Below are 12,458 nucleotides of genomic sequence, written 5' to 3'. Positions count from 1 at the left end.
AGGGAGGGACTCTTTTGCAGAAAGCGAAAATTGCGACCGAAACCATGATCCAGCCCAAGGGCAGCCCAGGCGGTCTGCAGGGAAAGTGGGGCCTGTTCGTCAGAGACATAAAGCGGGATAAACATTTGTATGTCCTGCTGTCTCCTTACATGTTGTTGTTCATGCTGTTTACCGTGCTTCCGGTCGTCATCTCCATCTTCTTCAGCTTTACGCATTTCAACATGCTGGAGTTTCCAAGATGGGTCGGCTGGGAGAACTATTCCAAGCTTCTCTGGAACGACGACGTCTTTCTGATCGGTGTAAAAAACACGCTGATCTTCTCCGTCGTAACGGGTCCTGTCAGCTATATCGCCTGTTTCGTGTTTGCCTGGCTGATTAATGAACTGAATCCGAAGGTCAGGGCGATTATGACATTGATATTTTTCGCCCCGTCCATTTCGGGCAACGTGTTCTTTATTTGGCAAATTATTTTCTCGGGCGATTCGTACGGCATTATGAACGGATTTTTGATGAAGATTGGCCTTATTTACGAGCCGATTCTTTGGCTGCAAAATCCAAAGTACATGCTGGCCATCATTATGCTGGTTCAATTGTGGCTCAGCTTGGGCACAAGCTTCCTGGCGTTTATCGCAGGTTTGCAGACGGTCGATCGCACGCTGTATGAAGCAGGGGCGATGGACGGCGTCAAAAACCGCTGGCAGGAGCTGTGGTACATTACCTTGCCTTCCATGAGACCGCAATTGATGTTCGGCGCAGTTATCCAGATTACGTCATCGCTTGCGGTTGCGGATGTCGCAACGGCCTTGGCCGGCTTCCCGAGCGTGCAGTATGGAGCGCATACGATCGTAACCCACTTGATGGACTACGGTACAATCCGGTTTGAAATGGGTTATGCGTCCGCCATCGCAACGGTTCTGTTTATGCTGATGCTGGGCTCCAATCTGATCGTTCAAAAGTTGCTCAAGAGGGTGGGGGAATAAGCGGATGAAACTGGCCATACGACTCAAAAGAAGAGTGAATCGCTCCTGGCAGGTCGATATCATGCTTTTCCTGGTGCTGGGCGGATTCGGAGCCTTTATGGCGGTTCCGTTGATCTATGTGATCAATAACGCTTTCAAGCCGCTGGATGAGCTGTTTGTCTTCCCGCCGACACTGTTTGTCAGAAACCCGACGTTTGAGAACTTTGGAGACCTGTTTCAGGTCATGAAAAGTTCCTGGGTCCCGTTTTCGAGATACATTTTTAATACCGTATTTATTACAGCGGCAGGAACCTTCGGCCACATCGTCTTGGCATCCGCAGCGGCATACCCGCTGGCCAAGCACAAATTCCGGGGCCACAAGGTGCTGTTTACGATTATCGTTCTGTCCCTGATGTTTTCGCCGCATGTAACGGCTATTCCGAACTACATCATCATGTCCGCCCTGGGATGGATGGACTCCTATCAAGCGGTTATTATTCCGGCATTCGCCTACCCGCTCGGCCTGTATCTGATGAAGCAGTTTATGGAACAGATTCCGGATGCGCTGCTGGAGGCGGCAAAAATTGACGGCGCAAGCGAATACCGCATTTTCATGCAGATCGTAATGCCGCTCGTCAAGCCGGCATGGCTGACGCTTCTGATTCTGATGATGCAAATGCTGTGGGGCACAGACGGAGGCAGCTTTATCTACAGCGAGCAGCTCAAGACCATGCACTATGCCATGAGCCAGATCGTGTCAGGCGGTATAGCGCGTGCGGGCGTCGGGGCCGCGGTGGCGGTCATCATGATGACGGTGCCGATTGTGACATTTGTATTGTCTCAGAGCAATGTCATTCAAACGATGGCTTCGTCCGGCATGAAGGACTAAAGCGATGGAGGCGTTAGGTTTGAAAACAAAGTCATTACTACTGATCCTGGCAGCTGTCCTGTTGTTTGCCGGTCTTAGCCCGAACTCGGCCCAAGCATCGCCGTATGAAGGCTATACCTACAACTACTGGGGCCAAGCCGTTAAATCGCCAATCGCGTTTCTTCCCTCCAGAGCTATTACGGGGCAGGAAGCAGGGACGGGCGCATGGAATGCGCCGACGGATCTCTTCATCTCCGACGAGGGTCTCGTCTACGTTCTCGACTCCGGGAACGGACGTATCATTGTGCTGAACAACGAATGGGAAACCGTACGCGAAATTAACAGCTTCCAGAATAACGGCAAAGAAGACAGCTTTAGAAATCCAGAGGGCATTTTCGTTACGGACAAAGGACAAATTTACGTAGCGGATACCGAAAACAGGCGTGTAGTGGAGCTGAATGGAGACGGGTCCTTTGTGAGAGAGTTGGGCGCTCCAAAGGCGGACGTCATCAGCGAAACCTTTGAATATTTTCCGCGCAAAGTTATCGTCGATAAAGCCGGACGCATCTATGTGGTGGGCAGAGGCGTCTACGAAGGGCTTATCGAGTTCGACAGCGACGGCCGCTTTACAGGCTTTATGGGCACCAACCGCGTACAATTCGATCCTATCGATCTGTTCTGGAAGACGGTAGCCACCAAGGAGCAGCGCGAGAAGCTGATCCGCTTCATTCCTTTGGAGTTTAATAACGTGGACGTGGACGCAGACGGATTTATCTACACAACCACGATGGACAAAACGACATTGTCGGCGGTCAAAAAATTGAATCCGTCCGGCATAGACGTTCTTAGTATGAATGCGGAGATTCCGCCGATTGGCGACCTGAGCATTAACCGTTCCTCTTTTATCGACATCGATGTAGTTGGCAATGGCGTATACCGGGCGCTGGACTCCACGCGCGGACGCATTTTCACCTATAACGAGGACGGCAATTTGCTTTACGTAATCGGACAGCTCGGCAATCAGCTGGGAACGTTCAAAAACCCGGTAGCCGTCGAAAGCTACGGCGATGCAATCTATGTATTGGACCGGGACCTTGGACGGATTACCGAGTTTAAGGCAACCCAGTTCGGCAGCCTCGTCAACAATGCTAATAGCTTGTACAGCTCCGGCAAGCACGACGAAGCCGCCAAGCTGTGGCAGGAAGTGCTCAGGCTGGACGCCAATTACGAGATGGCTTACGTCGGCATCGGCAAGTCCATGCTTCGCCAAGGCGAATACAGGGACGCCATGACTTACCTGGAGCTGGGCAATGACCGTGAATATTATTCCAAGGCGTTGACCAAATACCGCAGAGAATACATGCGAGAATACTTCGGCATGTATATGACCGGGGTTATCGCGCTTCTTCTGTTGATTTTCGGTGCCCGCCGGTTTGTAAGGTCAAGAAAGGGAGGGAGGGTACAGGATGCCGTTTCTTAAGGAAGTTAAATACTCGCTGCATGTAGCCATGCATCCCTTCGACGGATTCTGGGACCTGAAATACGAGAACAAAGGAAAGCTCCGTATTGCGATATTGATGTTGTTCGCCGTAACGGTAACCATGATTCTAAAGCGGCAATTCGCAGGTTATGTTGTCAACTACAACTATCCGCTGGATCTGAACAGTATCGATGAGCTGAAATACATCGTTCTTCCGTTCCTGCTCTGGTGCATTGCGAACTGGTCCCTTACGACGCTGATGGACGGCGAGGGCAAATTCACTGAAATCATCATCGCAACAGGTTACGCGATGCTTCCGCTTATTCTGGTGAACATTCCCAATATTCTGCTCAGCAACGTCATTACGCTGCGTGAATCATCCTTTTATTATTTGCTGGACACCTTGGCCGTATTATGGTTTATCTGGCTGCTGTTTATCGGGACGATGACTGTTCATCAGTATACGGTTACCAAAACGATAACGACAATGCTGCTGACCCTGGTAGTCATGGGCGTCATTATTTTTCTGGGACTGCTGTTTTTCAGTCTGATTCAGCAAATTGTCAGTTTTGTGTACACCATCTACCAGGAGCTTTCATTGCGCGGATGAGAAAGGAGGAGCCAGGCTTTGAATAAGAAGCTTACTATCATTGCAATTGCGGTTATGATCGGCAGCTTGCTGGTTTCAAGCATGCCCAACTACACAAAATCGGCAACGGTTTTGGCAACGGGCTCTGAAGCAACCAGTGAACAGTCGGCTCAGCAAACAACCGAGCAGGAGGGCGAAGCGGACGGTTCCGTCGAGCAGCCAGCCAGCGCGGAAGAGGAGACAACTGCTGAGACGCCGGTCAGTGTAGATGCAGAGCGCCAGGCGCAGAGCTTATCCGAGGGCATGGAAGCTGTTGCCGAAAACGAGCATTTGATTCTGTACGTCAATCAGGCAACGACTGAAGTGGCTGTTCAGGACAAACGGAACGGGGCAATCTGGTATTCCAATCCGCAGGACCGGGAAGATGACGCCATTGCCACCGGCTATAACAAATCCAAGCTGAATGTGCAGCTGGAACTGACGTACTACGACAGCGCGGGCAATTCGTTGAAGTACGACAACTACACACACAGCATTCAAAACAACCAATTTGTCATCGAAAAGACGGATGGCGGGTTGAATATTGTTTATACGCTCGGCGAAGTCAAAAGCGATATCGAGGCTATTCCGAAATTTATCAGCGAAGAGCGTTTTCAAACCCTGATTCTTGGGAAAATCGCTAGCGATGCCGACAAAAAGGAAATCGAAAAAAGGTTCCGTTTTAACGAAGAGACGAAGCAATACGAACGGAGAGACTCTTCCTTAAAGGGTGTTGGTCTTTCCAAAGTAACGGGAATTTTCAAGGAGATCGGATACGACGAGGAACAAATTGCCATCGACAAGGCGGCATACGGCGAAGAAGGCGGAGGTTCCGCCAGCGTCGTTATCCCTCTTCATTACAGGCTCGACGGCGAGTATCTGAGAGTCAGCATACCGGAAGGCGAGCTTCAATATCCCGATACCATGAAAATTCAAACGTTATCCTTGCTGCCTTTCTTTGGAGCAAGCGGACTTCAGGACGAAGGATACAGCCTTGTGCCTGACGGTTCGGGTTCATTGATTCATTTCAATAATGAAAAAACTTATGCTGCCCCATATCGGACAGTTATGTATGGAGCCGATACCGCTATCAACCAATTGATGCAGATTCAGAAGGAAGAGTCGGCCAGATTGCCCGTATTCGGCATGAACTACGGCGATCGCGGATTCCTTGGCATCATTGAAAAGGGAGACGCGGTGGCAGCAGTTGAAGCGGATGTCAGCGGCAGGCTGAATCAATACAATACCGTGTATTCCAGCTTTACGCTGAACAACATGGAAGAAGTGACGTTAACAAACGGCTGGCGCTCCAGCACGGTGAAAAAGTTCCAGGCGCAGTCTTTCCATGGTGAAATTGCCGTTGCTTACGGTTTTCTGGGAGCTGATGAAGCCAGTTATTCCGGCATGGCCGCGCATTACCGCGACTATCTGACGGAGCAAAATAATATGGCCAGACTGGAAGAGACGGAAAACGTCCCGTTTTATGTGGAGCTGATTGGCGGCATTCCGAAAAAGAAATTTTTCCTTGGCATTCCGTACAATGCTTATCAACCGCTCACTACCTTTGAACAGGCCCAAGATATTTTGGACCAGATGAAAGGTCTTGGCATTGAAGGCATCCAGCTTCGGTACACGGGTTGGTTTAACGACGGGGTAAACCACAATTTGCCCAAGTCCGTATCCGTCGACAAAAAGCTGGGGGGAAGCAAAGGGTTAACCGCTTTGCAGGCGTATGCCGATAACAGCGCAATTGGTTTGTATCCAGATGCCACTTTCCTTGAAGTTTATGCCGATGCAAAAGGCTTCAAAAAATCGCAGGCTTCCCGCTTGATTACAAACAAGCTGGCTGCCATTTATCCTTACCGGATTTCGACATTCAGGCAGGACGACGAAGCGGTGCCGGGATATGTTCTGAGCCCTAATGCTTTGCCGGGCATCGTGGACGGCTTCCTGAAGGATTACACCAAGCTTGGCGTTTCCGGCCTGTCCCTGAGAGACATCGGAGACAAGCTGAATTCCGATTATAACCGTGCGGACGTTATTGACCGCGAAGAAGCCAAGGGGATTGTGCTTCAGCAGCTGCAGCAAATGAGCGATTCTGTGCCAAACCTGATGGTAGAAGGCGGCAATGCGTACTCTGCTCCTTATGCACGGCATATCGTCGATGCGCCGATGACGAATAGCGGCTTTAATATTACCGACGAAAGCGTTCCGTTCCTCCAACTGGTGTATCACGGCTATATCCAATATGCCGGCACATCCTGGAATATGGCGGACGATCAGGATTCTGAAATCAGCTTCCTGAAAGCGCTGGAAACCGGCTCGGCCTTGCATTACACCTGGTTCTATGCTGATCCGTCGGCAATCAAGATGACGGATTTCGATGATCTGTATTCCGCCGACTACCGCCGCTGGATTGATGAAGCGGCACAGCAGCATGCGAAGCTGAACAACGTATTGCAAGATGTGCAGGACCAAGTCATCAAGGAGCATAAGCAGCTGGCAACCGGCGTTTATCAGACTACTTTTGAAAAAGGCAAAACGATTATCGTGAACTACAACGAAAAAGCGGCTAACGTGAATGGCGTAACGGTAGACGCCAAGAATTACTGGGTTGGGGGTGACGTGAAGCAATGAAATTCAAGAAGCTATCGCTCGAGCAAAAAAACAGATATTACGGCTTGTACTTTATTCTGCCCTGGTTTGTAGGCTTCTTGTTATTGTTCCTTGCTCCGCTGATTTCTTCGCTTCGGTACAGCTTGAGCAATCTGCAAGTTACGAATGAAGGCTTCACCCTGGATTTCATCGGGTTTGCCAATTATCGCGAAGCTTTGTTCTCGCACGAGTCTTATGTCAGGACATTGTCCGAGTCCGTGATCGATATCGCGGTGAACACGCCGCTCATTATTATTTTCAGCTTGTTTTTTGCGGTCATTCTAAATCAGAAGTTCCGCGGGCGGGTTTTGGCCAGAGCGATCTTTTTCCTTCCGGTTATTCTCGCATCCGGCATTATCGCCAGCATCGAAAGCGGCGATTTGATGCAATCTGTTGTCCGCAGCGCCAATGATACAACGGGCGGCGGTTTGTCCGTCATGAAAAATCTGGAGCTCACCGTCATGCTGATCGAATCCGGCATGAGTCCTACGCTGGTTGAATATTTGACGGGCGCGGTAAGCCGGATTTATGAAATAGTCAGCCAATCCGGCGTTCAGATTCTGATCTTCCTGGCGGGTCTGCAATCCATCTCGCCTTCCCTGTACGAAGCCGCCAAGATCGAGGGTTCGACAGGCTACGAGGCATTCTGGAAAATTACATTCCCGATGATCAGCCCGCTGATTTTGACCAATCTGGTCTACACCATCATCGACAGCTTCATCAGCGACCAAACGAGCCGCCTGGTTGTCGATACGGCATTCAAAAGCTTCAACTTCGGCTTAAGCGCCGCGATGTCGTGGATGTATTTTGCCGTCATTGCACTGGTGCTGTGGGTAACGACCGCACTTGTATCGCGCAAAGTCTTTTATCAAGATTAGCGGTTTGAAGGAGGAACTTTTGTGAAGACTGAAACCGCAGCAGAGCAGCATCCCGCTAGAGGGGAAGGGCAGCATCGTCTGGCTTCGGCTGCCTATTGGTTTGAATCCGCGAAGAAATGGCTCTGGATTATAGTCCGGTTTGTACTCATTTTTGGTATATCATTTGTTATTCTTTATCCGATTTTGCTGAAGCTTTCCATCGCGTTCAAAAACATGAACGACTTGTATGATCCAACTGTTATCTGGATACCAAGGGCGTTGACGCTTGAGAACTTCAAGCTGGTTTTCACGGCGATGAACTACCCAAGCGTTCTCATGAACACGATGTTCCTGTCGTCTGCCGTTATGATTCTGCAAACTGTGACGTGCGTATTGGCGGGTTACGGTTTTGCCCGGATCAAGTTTAAGGGGAGCGGTTTCTTGTTTGCCGGCGTAATCTTTACGATTCTGGTTCCGTCGCAAACCATTATGATTCCGCTGTATCTGAACTTCAAGAACTTCGACTTGTTCGGCATCATTGAGCTGTTCCGTGGCTCTCCAATCAACCTGATCAATACGTATTGGCCGTTCATTATTTCCTCGATGCTCGGCATGGGCGTCAAGACGGGCCTTTACGTCTATATTTTCCGCCAGTTCTTCAGAGGCATTCCGCGGGAAATCGAAGAGGCGGCGTACGTGGACGGAGCGGGATATTTCACAACGTTCAGGAAGGTTATCCTGCCCAATGCGGTTCCTTCCATGATTACGGTTATGCTGTTTTCGTTCGTCTGGCAGTGGAACGACTCGTTCTTTACCAACATGTATCTGAACGAACCGAAGGTTATGTCGTCGATGATGTCATCTTCCGGTTACGCAATCGCCACTCATCTCAGCGGCGGCGGAGCGGCAGCAACTTCTTTAACGCAAGATCCGTTCTTTATGTCCATGATGATGAATACAAGCGTGCTGATGGCGATTTTGCCGCTCATTATTTTGTATCTGTTTGTTCAAAGGCATTTCGTAGAGAGCGTCGAGCGCTCCGGACTTGTCGGTTAGGAGTGTGACATGAGAAAAAAATGGCTGGTTGTTATCATTGTTGTTTTTGTGTTGCTTTTGGGTGTGCTGATTGCCATGTTGACCCAAGGTTCCGATAGCACCAATAGCGCAAACAGCATGAAAGAGGAGGAAACCCCCGTGCAGCAAGAGACACCGCCGGATGCCGTGGTGTCGATAGACGGAACGGTCCGTTATCAAACCATAGATAACTTCGGCGCGTCCGATGCTTGGTCGATGGATCCGCTGGGCAAGCATTGGAGCGAGGAAAACAAAAACAAAGTTGCAGACCTGCTTTTTTCCAGGGAAAAAGGAATCGGCTTGTCCGCCTGGCGCTTTAATATCGGCGCCGGGTCAACGGAAGCCGATCAATCCATTCCGGATCCTTGGCGCCGGTCCGAAGCGTTTAAGTTGACCGAGGACGGCGAATACGATTGGAGCAAGCAGGGCGGCCAGCAATGGTTCCTGCAAGCCGCAAAAGATCGCGGCGTGGATACGCTGATCGCTTTTGTGAACAGTCCTCCCGTCTGGATGACCAAAAACGGCAATGCCAGGCCCGATCCCGACGTAGGCTCCACTAACCTGAAGGATGGGTACGAGGTTCAGTTTGCGACTTTCCTGGTCGACGTATTGGAGCATTTCAAGGGACAAGGGCTGGAATTCGATTATATCAGCCCTATCAACGAGCCTACCTGGGACTGGAATAACGCCTGGCAGGAAGCCAACCGGTACAACAACGACGATCTGAAAAAAGTGATCCTCGAGCTGTATCATCAGCTGCAGGAGAATGGAATTGCTTCGCAGATCAGCGCGCCGGATGGCGTAGAGATAACTTCTCTGCTGGACGACGAGTATTTCCAGAAGTTTGCGGGCGGAGGCACGTACTCCAGCGGCGCCAACAGCCTGGGAACAGGCAAATATAGAGAATATATCAAGGAGCTGCTTGGCGATCCCGAGTTGAAGGAAGCGGTAGGGAGCAAAATCGCATCGCATTCCTATTGGTCGGATTACAGCAATCCTGGCGACGACCGCCTGGTGAAGCTGAGAGAGCTGCTCCATGAAAACCTGAAGCACTACGGCGATGATGTGAAATATTGGGTTACCGAATATTGCATCATGGGCGATTACGGTCCGGGCCGCGATCTCGGCATCGAGCCGGCGCTGCATGTGGCGCGCACAATCCACTTTGACTTGACGGAGGCTAACGCAGCCGCTTGGCAGTGGTGGACGGCCGTGTCCAAGGTGGACTACAAGGATGGCTTGATCTACACGGATTTCAAAAACGAGGGCGACGAGCAAAACATACTGACCTCGAAAATTCTTTGGGTGCTGGGCAACTACAGCAAATTTGTCCGTCCCGGCGCAGAGCGCATTGAGCTGAGCGGCCTGTCCGAGGACGCCAACAGCGGCCTGCTGGGTTCCGCTTATGTGCATCAAGGCGAGCAAAGCGTCTCCGCTGTATTCGTGAACGACAGCGAGCAAGACAAAGTCGTGAAGCTGTCGCTGAATGGAATTGGCCTTGAAAAAGCCGTTTCCGTGCTGCAATCCTACGTTACGACGTCCGAGCTTGATCTTGAGCGCGGCGAAGATGTTGCGGTTCTTGAGGATGGAACCTTCCAGGCGGTTATCCCGGCCAAGTCTGTTGTTACCTTGACAGGAGGCGGAATAACGAGTACGTTGGAGTCAAAAGAGAGCGGCAGCGACGAGACGGCGGTTGCGTCTGATCTTGAGTCGCTGGCGATTCCACATATCGACAATGTGCGAGGCAATCTCACGCTGCCTGTCCAAGGGCAAAACGGAACAACTATCGCATGGCAATCCGGAAGTCCGCTAGTCGTTACAGCTTCGGGCGAGGTGGCCCGGCCTGCTAGCGGCTCCGGCGATGCCGAAGTCAAGCTGACGGCTTTTGTGTCCAAAAACGGGGTTTCGGCAACCAAGTCCTTTGACGCCCGCGTTGTCGAGCTTCCCGCCGAGGAAGCTTATGCCGGCTATCTCTTCTCCTACTTTACGGGAGAAGGAACGCCGGACGGCGAGCAGGTCTATTTCGCGCTTAGCGATGGAAACAATGCGCTTCGCTGGAATGAGCTGAACGGCAGAAAACCCGTGCTTACGTCCACAATGGGTGAAAAAGGGGTCAGAGACCCCTTTATTATCCGCTCGCCGGAAGGGGATCGATTCTATATGATCGCCACCGATTTGAAAATCAACGGCAGCTGGGACTGGGGCAAAGCGCAATCTGACGGAAGCCGTTCCATCATTGTATGGGAATCCGATGATTTGCTGACGTGGTCGGAGCCGAGAATGGTGGAGGTTGCGCCATACGAAGCCGGAAATACGTGGGCCCCGGAAGCCTTTTACGATGAGGAAAGCGGAGAATACGTCGTATTCTGGGCTTCGAGGCTGTTTGCCGAAGGCACGCGCAGCGGAGGGGAATGGTACCAGCGGATTCTGTACAGCAAAACCCGCGACTTCTATACCTTTACCAAGCCGGAGCTGTATATGGACCTAGGCTATTCCACCATCGACACAACGATGATTGCCCACAACGGCAAGATATACCGTTTTACGAAGGATGAACGGGAAAACGAAGCGAATTCTCCTTTTGGTAAAATGGTCTTCCAGGAAACGTTGAAATCCGTCTTTGATACGGACGGGGTTTTGAACAAGGAAGGCGTCGGCGATGTGAAGGGCGTGGAAGGGCCAACCATTTTCAAATCCAATACGGAGGAAAAATGGTACTTGTTCGTCGACGAGTTCGGCGGACGAGGGTACGTGCCGCTTGAGACGAGGGACTTGGACTCCGGCAAGTGGACGCTTTCGGCCAACTATGATTTGCCTGCCAGCCCCCGTCATGGGACGGTTATCCCCATCACCAAGAGCGAGTATGACGCCATTTACTCCAAATACATGAGTCAAGATTGATGGAATTGGAAAGACGGGCCCCCGCGGGCCTGTCTTTCTTTTCATACTTTTGGAACCAGAGAGGATGGACAGGATGACGGATGCGAGGAAAGACAAAGGAGAATATTCATTTTCGACCTGCTGGAATATCCGGCGCCATACAACCGGCAACGGCATGATTGAGGAGATTGCGGACCTTGGCTTTAGGCGGGTCGAGTTGAACTACAACGTGACGCCCGAGCTGTTGTCCACCATTGAGCCCATGATCGAGCGAGGAGAAATCGGGGTTTCCAGCGTCCACAATACGTTCCCGCATGATCCCGATCCCGATTATGGAACGGATTCCGTGCTGCTTGGTTTTGAGGATGAGGTAAAGAGGAAGCGGGCGATTGAGCTGCTGGTCAATTCCGCTGCCTATGCCCATCGTTACGGGGCGGAAGCTGTCGTGGTACACCCCGGCGAGGTGCCATTCGATTACAATATCGATAACGAGCTGAAAAAAATCTACCACGAGCAAGGCCGGGAAAGTGAAGCCTATCAGAAGCTGTGGAAGGAAATGCTGGACCGCAGGGAAGACCAGGCTCCCCGTTATATTACCCGTATCGAGCAAAGCCTGGAAGAGGCGTGCGAAGTCATTGCCGCCAAGGGCTGGAAGGTTAGCCTGGGTATCGAAACCCGCTCGCGCTGCTACCAGCTGCCGACGCTTCGGGAAGCAAGCGGCATTATCGACCGTTTGAAGGGAGCGCCCGTTGGCCTGTGGTACGACTTTGGACATGCCACGATGATGGAGCGAATGGGGCTGTACGATACCTTGGAGGATATGGAAGCCATCCGTGGCAAAATAGCCGGCATTCACATTCATGAAACGGTAGGTTTGTCCGACCATTATTGTCCTTATATTCATAGCGGAGATATGGACTATTTCGATCGTTTCCTGCCTGTTATCGCAGAAGCGCCGGTAAAGGTATACGAGCTGAAGGCTGTTTGTTTGCCCCATGAAATTCATGCCAGCCATGACATTTTGTTATCCAAGCTGAAGGCTTTGGAATCTTAGACG

General features: G+C 51.2%; 9 protein-coding genes. All 9 read left to right on the top strand.

Annotated elements, in window-relative coordinates:
* Positions 1 to 14 precede the first annotated feature (14 nt).
* The 9 genes from ACX93W_RS14120 to ACX93W_RS14080 all read left to right on the top strand — a co-directional run bounded on the left by ACX93W_RS14120 (position 15) and on the right by ACX93W_RS14080 (position 12,455).
* Positions 15 to 980 (top strand): carbohydrate ABC transporter permease, encoded by a 966-nt coding sequence (locus ACX93W_RS14120; RefSeq protein ID WP_459393023.1) that lies wholly within the window; start codon positions 15 to 17, stop codon positions 978 to 980.
* Between the two features lie 4 nt (positions 981 to 984).
* On the top strand, positions 985 to 1,848 hold the full coding sequence (locus tag ACX93W_RS14115) for a carbohydrate ABC transporter permease (RefSeq protein ID WP_459393022.1): 864 nt from the start codon (positions 985 to 987) through the stop codon (positions 1,846 to 1,848).
* Between the two features lie 19 nt (positions 1,849 to 1,867).
* Positions 1,868 to 3,307, top strand: a complete 1,440-nt coding sequence (locus ACX93W_RS14110; protein WP_459393021.1) for a tetratricopeptide repeat protein — start codon at positions 1,868 to 1,870, stop codon at positions 3,305 to 3,307.
* Positions 3,294 to 3,917, top strand: coding sequence for a Yip1 family protein (locus ACX93W_RS14105; protein WP_459393020.1), 624 nt, complete (start codon positions 3,294 to 3,296; stop codon positions 3,915 to 3,917). Before ACX93W_RS14110 ends, ACX93W_RS14105 begins: the two co-directional genes overlap by 14 nt.
* 18 nt (positions 3,918 to 3,935) lie before the next feature.
* Positions 3,936 to 6,572, top strand: a complete 2,637-nt coding sequence (locus ACX93W_RS14100; protein ID WP_459393019.1) for a DUF5696 domain-containing protein — start codon at positions 3,936 to 3,938, stop codon at positions 6,570 to 6,572.
* A complete protein-coding gene (locus tag ACX93W_RS14095; protein ID WP_459393018.1) occupies positions 6,569 to 7,468 on the top strand; it encodes a carbohydrate ABC transporter permease in 900 nt (299 codons plus the stop codon). Before ACX93W_RS14100 ends, ACX93W_RS14095 begins: the two co-directional genes overlap by 4 nt.
* A 21-nt stretch (positions 7,469 to 7,489) precedes the next feature.
* Positions 7,490 to 8,503, top strand: a complete 1,014-nt coding sequence (locus ACX93W_RS14090) for a carbohydrate ABC transporter permease (protein WP_459393017.1) — start codon at positions 7,490 to 7,492, stop codon at positions 8,501 to 8,503.
* Between the two features lie 9 nt (positions 8,504 to 8,512).
* The gene (locus ACX93W_RS14085) at positions 8,513 to 11,422 is read left to right on the top strand and encodes a glycoside hydrolase (RefSeq protein WP_459393016.1); all 2,910 of its coding nucleotides are present in this window, start codon (positions 8,513 to 8,515) and stop codon (positions 11,420 to 11,422) included.
* Positions 11,423 to 11,495: 73 nt separating this feature from the next.
* Entirely contained in the window at positions 11,496 to 12,455 is a 960-nt protein-coding gene (locus ACX93W_RS14080; protein WP_459393015.1) for a sugar phosphate isomerase/epimerase family protein, read from the top strand.
* Positions 12,456 to 12,458 lie beyond the last annotated feature (3 nt).

This window comes from Paenibacillus sp. CAU 1782, assembly GCF_054551715.1.
This window is presented reverse-complemented; position numbering and strand designations above follow the sequence as displayed.